This window comes from Pseudomonas sp. Irchel 3E19 (genome assembly GCF_900187585.1).
In the GTDB taxonomy this organism is placed as follows: domain Bacteria; phylum Pseudomonadota; class Gammaproteobacteria; order Pseudomonadales; family Pseudomonadaceae; genus Aquipseudomonas; species Aquipseudomonas baetica.
This window is the reverse complement of the sequence record NZ_FYDT01000029.1, coordinates 54,340-69,941: the sequence shown is the minus strand read 5'-3', so window position 1 is coordinate 69,941 and position 15,602 is coordinate 54,340. Positions and strand designations below refer to the sequence as shown.

Here is a 15,602-nt window from a genome sequence, read left to right as displayed (position 1 = left end):
CCTTCGGGGCAGGTGGTATCTCCGGGTTTCTTGACATCGCAGTTCACCCTCTTCTTGAACGAAGTGGCCGAGCCCGGCGCATTTTTGACCACCACATGTGCTTCCACACTGCCACGGCTGTACACGACAAAATGATGCCGGGAGGGATACTGTCAGAAATTACAGGTGCTGCAGTCATTCGGATGAATGGTCGCAGGAACAAGGTTTTTGCGTCACGGACGCGTCAGCTGATAACCCGATACTTCCACCGGCCCTTGCGGGCTCTCGATTTTAGTATTGGGAATATCTAAAGTTGTTTTTATATCAAATACGATTAAAGGACTGTCATATATGACAGCGGTTGTTGTTAACGTACTTTTGACTTGGGTGGTGCCTCGTAAATTGCTTTGAAACTCTCATGGAGGAAAACATTATGGCTTTAAACGAAAGAAGGCCTGGGTCAGGCACGCTTACTGCCTCTGTTGATGGCAGAGGTTTTCTGAACAGTACCAGCGTTACTTTTCACGATGCGAACAAACATTATTTAATTGCGGGGTACGACGGTAATGATCATTGGGTGGTTTTTTCTGTGCCCAGCTCTCTGGTGGGCGAGGGGCCGCATGTAGTGAACCACTATGACGACGGGCTTACGTGGACCGTTAATGTCGACGGTGTCAATAATTTTGTCGCGTCAGGCACCGCCACGATTACCTTTGACAAGTATCGCATCAGTGTGCGCGGAACTTTTGATTTTAGTTTGGAAGATAAAAGGCGAGTTGTCGGGGAATTTGATATTGCTAACAAGCAAGCAGCTTAATGGGGGCGGATTTATTTGATGCGGAGGAAAACATTATGGCTTTAAATGAAAGAAGACTTGGGTCGGGCACGCTTACTGCCTCTGTTGATGACAGGGGTTTTCTGAACAGTACCAGTGTTACTTTTCACGATGCGAACAAACATTATTTGATTGGGGGGTACGACGGTAATGATCATTGGGTAGTTTTTTCTGTGCCCAGCTCTCTGGTGGGCGAGGGGCCGCATGTAGTGAACCACTATGCTGACGGGCTTACGTGGGCCGTTAATATCGACGGTGTCAATCATGTTGTCGCTTCAGGCACCGTCACAGTTACTTTTGACAAGCATCGCATCAGTGTGCGTGGAAATTTTGATTTTAGTTTGGAAGATAAAAGGCAAGTTGTCGGGGAGTTTGATATTACTAAGCAAGTGGCTTGATGGGGATGGATTTAGTTGATATGCAGGCACTTCGTCCAGCAGATCGTCTTGCCCCTGCGCCTCTGCAATCACACTGTAATCCGTGACTTCAAACGCGTCCAACCCCTATCACGAAAAATGGAATGTTCGTTCATCGCTTGGCTTGCCAACGGTGGAGTAAAAAGTTTAAAACTTAAATAATGGAAGGAGCAAAAACGATGAACCCGCAAATCAGCAAGTTTTTGGCTGAAAAAAAGTCCTCAACCGGTACATTGAGTGCCACTCTCGATAGACAGCCATTTTTTCAGAGCAACTTCGTTTTATTTCATAAGGCAGATGAGGAATATCTTGTTTTTGGGGGTGAACGCAAAAACGGGATATTGCTCACAGTTCCCACAGCTCTGGAAGGTGACGGCCCGCACAAAGTGGCCTGTTATCAAGGGCATCAGTTTTGGGAAGTGCTGATCGATAGTAACCATTGTACCGTCGCGTCAGGTTTTGCAATCGTTACTTTTAAAAGAGATGGCGAACATCGATTCGGCGTGAAAGGAACTGCTGATCTTACATTGCCGGATGGCCGGAACGCGTTCGTTTCATTTGATATCAGCAATCCGCTAGTTTGATGGGGACGGATTTATTTGATACGTCCCCACGGTCAGGGATTGCTCTGCAGGAGTTGCGCAGTCAACTCGACTGCGCGGCCTCGTCCTCAAGCACGTCGTCGACAATGTCCTCTTGCCCCGGCACTTCGGTGATCACACTGAAATCCGTGACCTCAACCGCGCCCAAGCCATAACCCAACAAATGGAACGAGAACGCCTTGCGCTGCTGCGGATTTTCAAAGCTGAAATCCATCTCCAGCGGTTGATCCGCTGTGGCAACCATTTCCGATGGCAATCCCAGCTGCACGTCCTGTTCAAACTCCTTGGCCTTGAGCTGGATGTACGCCGCCTGCTGCGGATCGACCGAGCGCACGGTCAGGCGTACGCGGGTGTGTGAGCCCTTGGGCATTTCCAGGTATTGCGCGCCGATCAGGTTGTCGGCCCAGTCGTCATTGATCTGCGCTTGCAGCGCGATGACATTGTTACTGCCGAACTGATAGCGCTGATTGAGCGGGGTGCGCAGCAGCGACAGATCCAGAGCATTGGCGCGGGCGGCAATCTGCCGGGCTCGTTGACCGCTGTAGGAGCCCTTGAACGTGGCGCTTTCGGCGATGAAGCCGGCGCTTTCGTAGTAGCGGCAGCGGCGCGGCATGTCGCATTCGGAAAAGATGCCCTTGCCGTCGTGATAGCGCAGTTTGCCGTTGGTGAACGACATGATTTCGCGACCGGAATCGTAATCGCGAAACAGCGAGCGACCGCTCAGCGCGGTCGGCACCGGCAGGTCGAAGTAATCGAGGATTGAAGTACTCAGATCGACGTGGCCATAGACCCCGGCGTTGAGGCGCGGCAGTTGTTCATGCTCGGGTGCCAGCGTCAGGTTGAAGCCCCAGGAGGAGGCCAGACGCACGCCGTCGATACCGTGGGATTCATCCGAGGTGATTACCACGAGGGTGTCTTTCAACACACCCTGGCGTTCAAGCCCGCTGAGGAACTGATCCAGCGCATCGTCCAGATAACCGACCGCGGCCTGTTTCGGTGTTTCGTAGCGCTGCAGATAATCTTCCGGTGCGGAGTAGGGCTGATGCGTGCCCACGGTCAGCAACGTCAGCATCCACGGTTGCTTGTGCTTCTTCAATTGGCCGACATAATCCAGCGCGCCTTCGAAGAATGCCTTGTCATCCTTGCCCCACGGGAACTCCAGATAGTTGGCGTTGCTGAACCATTCCAGACCATGGGTCGCATCGAAGCCGATGTGCGGCATGATCTTGTCTTTGGCCATGAAGCGCAGGCCGGCGCCTTGCAGGTAGTGGGTGCTGAAGCCATGTTCGCGCAGTTGCGCCGGCAGGCAAGCCTGATTGCGCTCCTGCTGAGTGAGCATTTCCACGCCTTTGGGCGTACCGTTGTTGAGCTTGTCGTAATCGCCGCAGAGCATGGCGTACAGACCGCGAATGGTCTGGTGGGTGTGCAGTACGTAATCCGGCGTGTTCATGCCGCGCTCGGCCCAACGGCTGAGGTTGGGCATCAGGTCTTCCTGATAATGGCTGCCGATGGCTTCGCGGTTGGCGCGGATGTAGGCGCCGGGAATGCCTTCCAGGGCGATGACCAGCACGTTGCGCGCCTGACCCGGGGCGCTCAGCAGTTTGTGGCCATTGAGATCGACGTCGGTCAACCCGGCCATCGCTGGCGTGGCTTCTTCGACATCGCCGTCCAGCCATTCCTCGGCCTGGATCTGCAAATCAGCAACCTGCGTGGCCAGCAACTGATGCGGCAAGTTGTACGCCCGCCACGGATCGTCCTCGCTCGGCCACAGGTTTTGCGCGCCCCAGTGCGCGGCAAATAGCACCAATGGCGCGCTCCAGAACGCGCGGGGCAGGGGTGGGGGGACAATACCGCGACCGGTGAACTGCGTCAGCAGCCAGAACGCCAAGGCCAGCAGCAACGTGGTGCCCAGCGCCGGGTGCGCCAAACCGCCACCGGTGGAGTTTTCGACAAATTGCGGATCAATCAGGTAATGCAGATCGGAAGGACTCGGCAAACGGCCAACGGCGCTGACCAACTCAGCCGTTGCCACCGCCAACAGCGCCCAGAACACCAGCACCGGCATCGCCAGCCACCATGCCCGGCGATGCAGCAAAACCACCAGCGCACTGCCAATGGCCAGATCCGACAAATAGCCCAGCGGTGTCGACCAGCCCAGCGTCGCGCGCAGGCACACCGGCACTATCAGTACCAGCAGAATCAGAGAGAACAGGCGGGCATGCGGCTGCCGCAACCAGCGAAAAAGAGCGCTCACAAAAAAAGACCTTCCAGTCATTAAATCGTCAAAAAAGTGTGGGCGATGATACCAAGGGTCAGCGGTCTGATCGCCTTTTAAACTTGAAGGTGATCCGATGTCGGGCGGACTTGTAAGCGTGGGCACTGGGCTAGGGCCCAGTCAGGGGGGGTGTTTGACAATTAACCGGGATACGGCAGGCGAATCGGTGCAGGCGTTTTTTTGTTTCAGGCTGTTTAACCGAAACTGGAATCCGCCTGCACCGACTTTTGCTCAGTTCAAGCCATCATCAAAAATGCTTTCAATCGGCAACTCAAACGCCCGGGCAATCTGAAACGCCAGCGGCAGGCTCGGATCGTAGCGTTCGTTTTCGATGGCGTTGATCGTCTGGCGTGACACGTTGAGCCTTTCAGCCAGATCGACCTGTGACCATTTGCGCTCGGCGCGCAGTGCCTTGAGGCGGTTTTTCATTGGTAGCGACGTCGGGCGATTTGCAGGCCGAGGATCCACATCAAGCCCATTACTGGCCACACGCAAGTCCATGGAATGTGCGGCGCGCCGACGTTTTCCAGAAAACCGTAGCTGAAGGTCAGCAGCGCTGAAGCGGCAAACGCGAAGCCCAGCGCTTCGAACTGGATGCGCAGATGCATTTCATCCATGCGGCGCATGTTGCGCACGATGGCCCAGCACATCAAACCTGCCGGGAGGATCGGCATCAGCGCGACAGCTGAGCGCAGAATAATGTTGGCATCCATCAGGTATTGCGAGGCAACCAGTGAGGCGACCAACGCCACCGTGTAAAGGATCAGTGCTGCGCCCATTTCCAGGTAATACCGGTTCATGCTTACTTCCTATGTAAAATACCCTTTACATAATTGCGAAAGATTTTCTTAATGTAAAGCCTGCTTTCCACAAAAACCGATTTCCCAAACCCAAAAAGGGGCGGCCTGATCATCGATCAGGCCGCCCCTTTTTTATTGCCGCTCAGTCAGATCAATGCATCTTGCTGTGATCGTGACCTTCCATGTTGGTCAGCGAACGCACGGCGGCCTTCACTTCAACGGTTTCTTTCTCGCCCTTGGCGTTTTCCACCGTCAGGGTCAATGGCACGCTTTCGCCTTCTTTCAACTGACCGTTCAGGCCCATCAGCATGACGTGGTAGCCGTTCGGATCAAGCTTGACGGCTTTGCCGGCCGGCAGCTCGACGAACTTCACCGGGCCCATGGTCATGACGTCGTTCTTCATGCTCATTTCGTGGATCTGCACGTCCTTGGCTACCGGGGTCGCGACGCTGAGCAGCTTGCTGTCGGTGTCGGCGGTGAGGGTCATGAATGCGCCGCTGGCGGACTGGGTCGGCACGGTCGCACGTACCCAGGCGTCGTCGACTTTGGTCTGTGCCGAGACTTGGGAGGCGAGGCCGAGCAGGGACAGAGCGAATACGGCGCGTTTGATGTTGTTCAGAACGGGGTGCATCAGCAAACCTCCATAACAGTAAGCAAATCTTCCGTGCATTCTTCTGCCGAAAGTGAGGTGGACAGACCCAGGCGCAGTTCGCCGCGCGAGTCGAAGACGTAACTGGTGGCGGTGTGCGAGATGGTGTAGGTGTCGCCGGCCGGCACCTTCTCGAAGAACACGTCGAATTCCTTGGCGGTGGCCTTGGTTTCCTCAAGCGTGCCGTACAGCGCGACGAACGTCGGGTCGAAGGCTTTCATGTAGGCGTCGAGGATTTCTGGCGTGTCGCGCTCGGGGTCTAGGCTGATGAAGATCACCTGCAAGCGATCGCCGTCCTTGCCCATCAGTTTCTTGATTTTGGCCGCGCGGGCCAGGGTGGTCGGGCAGACTGCCGGGCACTGGGTGAAACCGAAGAACACCATCGGCATCAAACCGCGAAAGCTCGACAGGGTCATGGTTTCGCCGTCGGTGTTCTTCAGTTTGAAGGTGCGCCCCATGATCTTGTTACTCAGATCCTTGCCGTACTTGTACGACAATTGGCCGCGGGTGTCGCAGCCGGCGAGCAGGCCGAGCCCGAGTACGCCCATTCCCGCAAGTACCTTGCGGCGAGTCAACAAAGCCGTCATCTAATACCGCCTTTTGCAGCCCGTCAGTCGACAGGACTGGCGAGGGGTTAACCGTAAAAGCGGCGCATGATACCAAACTGAACCGGCGAGTCGGTTTTCGATCGGCTGACAGGGTGTCGCAGGGCGACAAAAGGTGTAAGAAAAAGTGACGAGTGCTTACTGAACAGCCTCCTGCGCAGCACGCCAGCCACCGCCCAGCGCGGTGTACAGGTTCACCTCGGCGACCAGTTGCGCCAAACGATCCGTGATCAGACCTTGCTGCGAACTGAACAGCGAACGCTGGGCATCGAGGAACACCAGACTGCTGTCGACGCCGTTCTGGTAACGGTTTTGTGCCAGGTTGTAATAGTCCTGCGTAGCTTGCACCAGATCGCGCTGCGCCTGCAGTTGTTGCTGATAAGTGCTGCGCGCGGCCAAGCCGTCGGCGACTTCCTGAAACGCCGTCTGAATCGATTTTTCGTACTCAGCGATCGCTACGTCTTTTTGCAACTTCGAATAATCCAGACTCGCGCGCAGGCTGCCGGCATTGAAAATCGGCAGACTGATCTGTGGCTGGAACGTCCAGGCACCGGAGCCTGCGCCAAACAAGCCAGCCAGATCACGACTGGAGGTACCGGCATTGGCAGTCAGGCTGACACTGGGAAAAAACGCCGCCCGCGCCGCGCCGATATTGGCGTTGGCGGCTTTGAGTTTGTACTCGGCCTGAAGAATGTCCGGCCGCCGTTGCAGCAGGTCTGACGGCAGACCTGCCGGCAGTTGTTGCACCATATCACTGGCCAGCGGCCGCGCGGGCAGGGACTCGGGCACTGGCGCGCCGACCAGCAGGGTCAGGCTGTTCAAGTCCTGCGCGACCTGACGTTGATAGCGCGCCAGATTGGCTCGAGAGGTGTCGACGCTGGTTTTCGCTTGGGCCTGCTCAAGTGCCGACGACTTACCGGCCTCACGGTTGCGCGTGGTCAGGCGCAGGCTCTGTTGATCGGCGGCGAGGGTCTCGCGGGTCAGTGCCAGCAACTCCTGATCGGCGCGCCAGGTCAGGTAGGCGTTGGCGACGTTGGCCACCAGGCTCAACTGCGCGCTGCGCCGTGCTTCTTCGGTTGACAGCCAAGTCTGCAACGCCTGCTCGCTGAGGCTGCGTACGCGACCGAAGAAATCCAGCTCATAGGCGCTGACGCCGAGATTGACCGCGTAAGTCGAGTTGATCAGCGCTTTGCTTTTGGTCACGCTCGGCGGCAGGCGTTGCCGCGATTCGCTGGCATTGGCCGACACCGCCGGCAGCAAATCGGCGCGCTGAATGCGGTATTGCGCCTGGAACGCTTCGACATTTAGCGCAGCTACACGCAGGTCGCGGTTGTTGACCAGCGCACTCTCGATCAACTGTTGCAGGGCCGGGTCGTTGAACAGCGTGCGCCAGTCTTCGTTGGTCGTTGCAGCCTGTGGGCCTTGCGGGTATTGCGCGGCACTGGGCGAAGCGGGGCGCTGGTAGTCGGGAATCAAAGAACAGCCGCCCATCAGCATGGCCATGGTCAGCAGTGAAATTCGCAGGGTGGACATCGAACAGCCTCATACGTGAAAGAGGAGCCTCAAAAAGGGCGTTCACACGCTCAGTCCAGATCAGGTTCCGGCCATCCACTTCGCCAAACCATGCCGGCCACTGACCCCAAGCTTGGCCGTGGCGCGTTTGAGGTAGGTCTCGATCGAGCTGTTCTTGACCTGCAGCTTCTGCGCCATGTGCGGCACCGTGCCGCCGGTCAAAAGGCCCAGGCAGACTTCTTTCTCTCGCGCCGATAGAACCACGCCGCTCAACATCAGGCGTTCATCGAAAACCAGTGCAAGGGGGGCTTTATCGAGATCGACCGAGGGCAAGCGCGGTTGTTTGGAAAGGGTTTGCCGACTGATCTGCGCATGGCGTTCGATCAGCGGCAGCAGGGTGTCGGACAGGCTCTTGAGAAACGACAGCTCCGGCAGCGAAAACACCCGCTGGGTGTGCGGGCGGTAGAACGAAATGACACAGCGGCGGTTGGACGTGCGCGACACCAGATTGCATTGGTGAACGCTGTGCTGCGGATGTCGGGGCAGTAGCGAGGCTTTGAGTTGAATCAACAGCGAGTCATTCATCTCGATCATTTTCTGCAACAACGGATGATCGTCAGGACGCTCCAGCGGATCGGGCGGGGGGAACGTCTGCGGTAGACCGGCACTGCCCAGCGGCTTGATCTCGACCACACTGGCCTGACGCTCATCCAGCGTCCACTCGCTGAGATCGACCCGGTTGACCGGCACCAGCGTGTCGACCAACTGGAACATGTTCGTGGCGAAGTGATCATCGCCCGTGCTTGCGATCAACTCTCCGAGTTGCCAGTAGAAGTGCGGGTTTTCCATATTGCGAATACTGCCAGTCAGATTCATATCCTTGTCATCCCCGGTACAGAGCCATCACTGAATCGTCTGCCTTCTATGTAAAAGCCACCCACCCAGCCATTTCTCCTTGAACATGATCTGGAGCAGGATTTAAGCCTATGGATTTGTCCTACGTCTGTAGGGGAAATCGGGGACACAAATTGCCACTATTTCTGAATGTTGGCGCCGGGGTTCTGACGGCATAAATGTCAGAAGTCTCGTCATAAGTGACTGTTCAGTCACGTCGCAGGCCCGGTAAACCGGCAGATGCTGATTTTTGATCGGCAGCACTCGGGCAAATGGCGGCGCTGGTATGTGGTTCTTTTCCTACAAACTTTTCAGTATTTCCTCTCCGATTTTTTAGACCTCGCCTGTGATGAGCACGCCCATGGCGCGTATCAGGGGAGTGGTTGTCCGGGTTTCAGGTGTCATGTCGGTGGCGGGGCCGATGCTTGAATACCGGCAAAATTTCATGAGAAGGATCTTATGCAGCCTACTTCTGCCAACGTGGCGGGCGATCTGTCCGTGCCTGTCGAGACATTCGCGCTGACTGCCGCCCAACGGGATATCTGGCTGGACCAACTGAGCCGCGGTGATTCGCCGCTGTATAACATTGGCGGTTACGTCGAACTGAGCGGGCCGCTGGATCCGGCATTGATGCAATCGGCACTCGAATGCGTGGTCTCAGCGAACGACGCCTTGCGCATCGTGCTGCTGGCGGACGTCGGCCACGACGGGCTGCCGTTGCAAGGATTCGCACAGACGCTGCCGGTGGCCATGCCGCTGTTTGATTTCAGCGGACACCCCGATCCACAGTCAGCGGCACGGGCGCTGGTCGAAGAGCAAATGGCGCAGGCGTACGTGATGAGCGGACAAGCGCTGTTCCGCTTCTGTCTGATTCGCCTCGATCAGCACCGCCACTGGCTGGCGGCGCAGGCCCACCATTTGATTATCGATGGTTGGGGGTTTGGTCTGCTGTTCAAATCGGTGGGCGACATCTACAGCGCGCTGTCCCGTGGCGAGCGTCCAGATGTGCCGGCACCGTCCTATATCGGTTTCATCGAAGATGACGCTCGCTATCACCAGTCACCACGCTATGAGCTTGATCAGTGCTACTGGCTGGACAAGTACCGCAGCCTTCCCGAACCCTTGTTGATTCCCCGTCATCGCGAACCCCTTGACCCTGAAACGGCGCCCAGTCGCATTCACGTCGAGGCTTTTCCGGCCCTGCTGCACGAGCGCATGAAAGACACCGCGCGGCACCTCGGCGGTTCAGCCTTTCACGTATTGTTGGCGGCGCTGCACGTGTATTTCAGTCGTACCGCCCAGCGTGATGAGTGGGTTGTCGGCTTGCCGATTCTCAATCGCTCCGGTGCCCGTTTCAAAAGCACCTTGGGCTTGTTCACCCAGGTCAGTGCGATGCGCATGGGCTTTGGCCGTGAGTTGTCATTCGCTGACTTGATCAAGGCGGTCGGCGATGGCCTCAAACAGGACTTCCGCCATCAACGCTATCCGCTGAGCGAGATGAACCGTGCGCTGGGTCTATTGCGCGAAGATCGCTCGCAACTGTTCGAGCTGTCGGTGTCCTACGAGCAGGACGACCATGACTACCGTTACGCTGAGGCGCCGGGGCACGTGGTCAAAGTTTCCAACCAGCACGAGGCGACACCGCTAGCCATCCACCTGCGCAGCAATCGTTACAACGACAAGGCCTGGTTGCATCTGGTGTACTCGCCGGCCTATTTCGCAGCGCAGGAGATTGCGGCATTCACCGAGCGCTTGTTGCTGATTCTGGAACAAGGTCTGGAACGTCCGCAGCTGCCCATCGCCGATTTCAACCTCAATAGCCCGGCAGAGCTGGCCCTGCTCAAGGAGTGGAACGACACCCGCGTCAGTTATCCGCAGGGGCAGCTGATTCATCAGCGATTCGAATCCCGGGTGGCCGAGCAGCCGGACGCAATGGTCGCCACTTATCAGGGGCGGTCACTGAGTTACACCGAGCTGAACCAGCAAGCCAATACGCTGGCCCACCATCTGATCGGCCTCGGCGTGCGCCCTGATGATCGGGTGGCGATCGTTTCGCGCAGAAGCCTGGAGACATTGATCGGGCTGCTGGCGATTCTCAAGGCTGGCGCCGCTTATGTGCCGATTGACCCGGCGCATCCACCCGAGCGCTTGAGTTATCTGCTCAGCGACAGTGCTCCGGTGGCCCTGCTGACGCAAAGTGATTTGCGCGAGCGCTTACCCGCCACAGCGCTGCCAGTGATCGAGCTTGATCGGCGCGAATGGTCGCTCGACAACTTGACCGATCCCGACGTGCCGGGGTTGAACACCTGCCACCTCGCTTATGTGATTTACACCTCCGGCTCAACGGGGTTGCCCAAAGGCGTGATGGTTGAACACCGCACCTTGGGCAATTTGCTCGACTGGCATTGCGCGGCATTCGGAATCGGTCCTGGGCAGCACACCTCGAGCCTGGCCGGCTTCGGTTTTGACGCGATGGCGTGGGAGGTCTGGCCGGCGCTGTGTGCCGGGGCAACGCTGCATTTGTCGCCCGCAAGTGAAGGCAATGAAGACATCGATGCGCTGCTGGCCTGGTGGCGTACGCAGCCGCTGGACGTCAGCTTCCTGCCAACGCCGATTGCCGAATATGCCTTCAGCAAACAACTCGATCACCCGACCTTGCGCACCTTGCTGATCGGCGGCGATCGCCTGCGCCAGTTCAACCGCGCGCAATCTTTTGCGGTGGTCAACAACTACGGCCCGACCGAAGCCACGGTGGTTGCCACCTCGGGGCTGATCACGCCGGGGCAGCCGTTGCACATCGGCAAACCGGTGAGCAATGCCACGGCTTATCTGCTCGATGATCAGCAGCGCCCGGTGCCGATCGGCATCATCGGTGAGTTGTATGTCGGCGGCGCCGGGGTCGCCCGGGGTTATCTGAATCGCCCGGAATTGACCGCCGAACGCTTTCTCGACGACCCGTTCAGTGCGCAGCCGGATGCGCGCATGTACCGGACCGGCGACCTTGCCCGTTGGCGTGCTGACGGCAATCTTGAGTACATCGGGCGTAATGATGACCAAGTGAAGGTTCGCGGTTTGCGTGTCGAACTGGGCGAAATCGAAGCCGCTCTCGTCAGCCATGACGCGGTGCAAGAAGCCGTGGTGCTAGTGCGCGACGGTCAACTGCTGGCATGGTTCACCGAGCGCGAAGCGCTGGACATCCTGCAACTGCACACGCACCTGACTTCGCGTTTGCCAGTCGCGATGCTGCCCGCCGCTTACATACGCCTGGCGACGTTGCCGCTGACGGCCAACGGCAAGCTCGATCGCCAGGCCTTGCCGGCACCGGGGCCGGAAGCGCTGATTCGTCGGCATTACGAGGCGCCACAAGGTGACGTCGAAATCGCCTTGGCGCAGATCTGGGCCGAGGTCTTGCAGGTCGAACGGGTAGGGCGTCACGACCATTTCTTCGAGCTGGGCGGCCACTCTTTGCTCGCCGTCGGCCTGATCGAACGCATGCGCCAGATTGGCATGAGCAGCGATGTTCGCGTGCTGTTCAGCCAACCGACACTGGCCGCACTGGCGGCGGCGGAGGGTAGCGGTCGCGAAGTTGCGGTGCCGGCCAATCGTATTCCGGCCGATTGCACGCACATCACGCCTGACCTGCTGCCACTGGTGCAACTGGATCAAGCGATGATCGAGCGTATCGTTGCGACGGTACCCGGTGGTGCCGCCAATGTGCAGGACATTTATCCTTTGGCGCCGTTGCAGGAAGGCATTCTCTATCACCACATCACCGCCGCGCAGGGCGATCCGTACTTGCTGCAATCGCTTCTGGCGTTCGACAGCATCGAGCGCGTCGAGGCCTTCGCCGCTGCGTTGCGGCAGGTCATGGCACGGCATGACATCCTGCGCACGGCAGTGGTCTGGGAAGGCCTGACCTCACCGGTGCAGGTGGTGTGGCGCGAGGCGATTCTGCCGGTGCAGGCAGTCGAATTCGATCCCGCCCGAGGCGCAATCATCGATCAACTGCATCAGCGCTTCGACGCGCGGCGCTATCGCCTCGACGTCAGTCAGGCACCGCTGTTGCGCCTGATGTATGCCCGCGACCCGGCGCATGATCGAGTGGTTGGCATCCTGTTATTCCATCATCTGGCCATGGATCACATTGCGCTGGAGGCGATGCGTGAAGAAATCCACGCCAGCCTGTCCGGGAGCGCCGAACCGCTGGCGGCACCGGTGCCATACCGCAACTATGTGGCGCAAACGCGATTCGGCGTCAGCGAGCAGGAGCATGAAGCGTTCTTCCGGCAGATGCTCGGCGACATCGACGAGCCGACCTTGCCATTCGCGTTGCAGAACGTGCAGGGCGACGGTAGCGATATCGAAGAGGCTGAGCAAACGCTGGCACCCGAGTTGTACCAGCGCATGCAGCAGCAGGCACGTCAGGCCGGGGTCAGTGTCGCCAGCCTGATTCACCTTGCCTGGGCGCAAGTGTTGGCGGCAACCTCGGGACAGCAAAGTGTGGTGTTCGGCACGGTGCTGATGGGCCGCATGCAGGGCGGCGTCGGGGCGGATCGGGCGCTGGGGGTGTTTATCAACACCTTGCCGCTGCGGGTTGATGTCGGCGAGGGCGCCCGCGCGGGCGTGAAGTCCACCCATGCACGACTGACGGCCTTGCTCGGCCATGAGCACGCGTCGCTGGCGCTGGCCCAGCGTTGCAGTGGCGTTGCCGCGCCGGCACCGCTGTTCAGTGCCTTGCTCAATTATCGTCACAGTGATGATGTCGAGCAAAAAGGCTCTCGGCAAACCTGGCAGGGTATCGAAACCCTGGCCAACGAGGAACGCACCAATTACCCGTTCACCTTGAGTGTCGATGATTTCGGCACGGGCGCGCGCGTGATCAGCAGAACCCTGGCAAGCGTTGGCGCGCTACGGATTTGCGCCTATGTGCAGTTGGCGTTGAGTGGCTTGGTCGAGGCGCTGGAGAACACGCCGCAACGGCCGCTGAATTGTCTGCCGATCGTGCCAGAAGCGGAGTTGCATCGGCTCCTGATCGAGTTCAACGCCACTGAAGCCGATTGCCCGCTGGACCAGCCGATTCAGGCCTTGTTCGAAGCACAGGTCCGGTACAGACCGGACGCCATCGCCGTGCAGTTCGCCGAGCAGCGGCTGACCTATCGCGAGCTGAACGAGCAGGCCAACCGCTTGGCGCATCATCTACGCGAATTGGGTGTGCAGGCGGATTCACGCGTGGCGATCTGTGTCGAGCGTGGGCCGGCGCTGGTGATTGGACTGCTAGGGATTCTCAAGGCAGGTGGCGCTTACGTCCCGCTCGATCCTGATTATCCGCTGCAACGCCTCAACTACATGCTGCAGGACAGCGCGCCGGTGGCGCTGCTGGTGCATGGCGCGACGCGCGATTTGCTCGGCGATCCTGACGTGCCGCTGGTTGATTTCGATCTCGGCGCATGGCGCGACCATCCCCACGAAAATCCTCAGGTTCCGGGCCTTGGCGCTTCGAATCTGGCCTACATGATCTACACCTCCGGCTCCACCGGCACGCCCAAAGGCGTCATGATCGAACACCGCAGCGCCTGCAACATGCTGCACTGGGGCTCGCAGCTGTCACCGCCCACCGAACACGGTGCGCTGCTGCAAAAGGCTCCCTACAGTTTCGACAGTTCGGTGTGGGAGATCTTCTGGCCGCTGTGCTCGGGCATGCGTCTGGTGCTGGCGCGCCCCGATGGTAACCGTGATTCGGCTTATGTGACGCAGATGATTCGCGAGCAGAAAATCACCGTGGTCAAGTTTGTGCCGGCGCTGTTGCAACAGTTCATCGAGCAGGACGATGTCAGTCAGTGCACCAGTCTCACCGATGTGCTCAATGGTGGCGGCGAGTTGACCGTCGCGTTGGCGCAGCAAGTACGCGAGCGCCTGCCGTGGGTGCGCCTGCATAACGTCTACGGGCCAACCGAAACCACGGTCGACAGCAGTGGCTGGACGCTGGAGCCGCACGTGCCTGTACCGGAAACGCTGGTGCCGATCGGCAAGGCCTTGAGCAATACCCGGCTGTATGTCCTCGATGCCTGCGATCAACCGGTGCCGTTCGGCGTCAGCGGTCACTTGCACATTGGCGGTGTCGGTGTGGCGCGGGGTTATCTGGGGCTGCCGCAATTGCAGGCCGAGCGCTTTATCGACAGTCCGTTCGTGGCTGGCGACCGCTTGTATCGCACTGGTGATCTGGTGCGTTACGACGTCGATGGCAATCTGCAGTTCCTCGGTCGTAATGACTTTCAGGTCAAATTGCGCGGGGTACGTCTTGAACTCGGTGAGATCGAGGCAAGGCTGCTGGAACATCCGGCCATTCGCGAAGCGGTGGTGCTGGTGCGCGACGAGCGTCTGGTGGCGTATTACAGCGTGCGGGCAGGGGTAGCGGCGCCGAGTCTTGATGCATTGCGCGCGCACGTGCTGGAGCGCCTGCCGGAATTCATGGTGCCCGGCGCCTACGTGCTGCTCGCGGCGCTGCCGTTGACGCCCAACGACAAAATCGACCGCAAGGCACTGCCTGAGCCGGGGGCGGAGGCGTTGCTCAATCGGCCTTATGCGGCGCCGCAAGGCGAAGTCGAGAACATGATGGCGCAGATCTGGGCGCAAGTGCTCAAGGTCGAGCAGGTCGGGCGCCATGACAACTTCTTCGAGCTGGGTGGGCATTCGCTGCTGGCGGTGAGCCTGGTGGCACGCTTGCGTCAGGCCGGGCTGCATGTCGATGCACGGACGCTGTTCAGCCAACCGACGCTGGCAGCGCTGGCAGCGCAAACCACACGCCAGGCAAAACAGCTGGAAATCGCCCGGACCACCATCCCCAACCTCAACCGCAAACGCCGCCTCTGACCGCTGGACGCAAACCCTGTAGGGGCTGCGGTGCTCAAGCCAGCGGCTTGTCCCCGCTTCCCATGTCAGACACCCATGCCCCGATGTTTTAGTTTTTCCAGGCTGCGCGCCACATGCACGGACTCGCTGTTGCGCGCTCCTTTTTCTCGTATTTACAGCAGGTTA

11 protein-coding genes are annotated in these 15,602 nt (G+C 58.8%); 4 read left to right on the top strand and 7 right to left on the bottom strand.

All coding sequences use genetic code 11. From position 1 onward, the window contains the following. Window positions 1-412: 412 nt before the first annotated feature. The 3 genes from CKW18_RS18595 to CKW18_RS18585 all read left to right on the top strand — a co-directional run bounded on the left by CKW18_RS18595 (window position 413) and on the right by CKW18_RS18585 (window position 1,814). Window positions 413-796 carry a hypothetical protein gene (locus CKW18_RS18595; RefSeq protein WP_095190142.1) on the top strand — a complete coding sequence of 128 codons (384 nt, stop codon included), beginning with the start codon at window positions 413-415 and terminating at the stop codon, window positions 794-796. A 35-nt stretch (window positions 797-831) separates the two neighbouring features. After that, on the top strand, window positions 832-1,212 hold the full coding sequence (locus CKW18_RS18590; protein WP_141233118.1) for a hypothetical protein: 381 nt from the start codon (window positions 832-834) through the stop codon (window positions 1,210-1,212). A 197-nt stretch (window positions 1,213-1,409) separates the two neighbouring features. Next, window positions 1,410-1,814 carry a hypothetical protein gene (locus CKW18_RS18585; RefSeq protein WP_095190140.1) on the top strand — a complete coding sequence of 135 codons (405 nt, stop codon included), beginning with the start codon at window positions 1,410-1,412 and terminating at the stop codon, window positions 1,812-1,814. Window positions 1,815-1,875: 61 nt separating this feature from the next. Here CKW18_RS18585 and CKW18_RS18580 read toward each other — a convergent pair whose 3' ends face one another. The 7 genes from CKW18_RS18580 to CKW18_RS18550 form a co-directional block, all read right to left on the bottom strand. Beyond that, window positions 1,876-4,086: an LTA synthase family protein gene (locus tag CKW18_RS18580; protein WP_095190139.1), complete on the bottom strand. Its 2,211-nt coding sequence runs from the start codon at window positions 4,084-4,086 to the stop codon at window positions 1,876-1,878. A 252-nt stretch (window positions 4,087-4,338) separates the two neighbouring features. Then, entirely contained in the window at window positions 4,339-4,536 is a 198-nt protein-coding gene (locus tag CKW18_RS18575) for a helix-turn-helix transcriptional regulator (RefSeq protein ID WP_095190138.1), read from the bottom strand. Then, window positions 4,533-4,907: a hypothetical protein gene (locus tag CKW18_RS18570; RefSeq protein WP_095190137.1), complete on the bottom strand. Its 375-nt coding sequence runs from the start codon at window positions 4,905-4,907 to the stop codon at window positions 4,533-4,535. The genes CKW18_RS18575 and CKW18_RS18570 overlap by 4 nt, the downstream gene beginning before the upstream one ends. Before the next feature lie 151 nt (window positions 4,908-5,058). Then, entirely contained in the window at window positions 5,059-5,538 is a 480-nt protein-coding gene (locus tag CKW18_RS18565) for a copper chaperone PCu(A)C (protein WP_095190136.1), read from the bottom strand. After that, window positions 5,538-6,143 carry an SCO family protein gene (locus CKW18_RS18560; RefSeq protein ID WP_095190135.1) on the bottom strand — a complete coding sequence of 202 codons (606 nt, stop codon included), beginning with the start codon at window positions 6,141-6,143 and terminating at the stop codon, window positions 5,538-5,540. Before CKW18_RS18560 ends, CKW18_RS18565 begins: the two co-directional genes overlap by 1 nt. 156 nt (window positions 6,144-6,299) lie before the next feature. Then, window positions 6,300-7,694: an efflux transporter outer membrane subunit gene (locus CKW18_RS18555; protein ID WP_095190134.1), complete on the bottom strand. Its 1,395-nt coding sequence runs from the start codon at window positions 7,692-7,694 to the stop codon at window positions 6,300-6,302. 60 nt (window positions 7,695-7,754) lie between these two features. Continuing rightward, window positions 7,755-8,549 carry a helix-turn-helix transcriptional regulator gene (locus CKW18_RS18550; RefSeq protein WP_095190133.1) on the bottom strand — a complete coding sequence of 265 codons (795 nt, stop codon included), beginning with the start codon at window positions 8,547-8,549 and terminating at the stop codon, window positions 7,755-7,757. A 477-nt stretch (window positions 8,550-9,026) separates the two neighbouring features. Here CKW18_RS18550 and CKW18_RS18545 point away from each other — a divergent pair, with 477 nt between their 5' ends. After that, the gene (locus CKW18_RS18545) at window positions 9,027-15,437 is read left to right on the top strand and encodes a non-ribosomal peptide synthetase (RefSeq protein ID WP_095190132.1); all 6,411 of its coding nucleotides are present in this window, start codon (window positions 9,027-9,029) and stop codon (window positions 15,435-15,437) included. The last annotated feature ends 165 nt before the right edge of the window (window positions 15,438-15,602 follow it).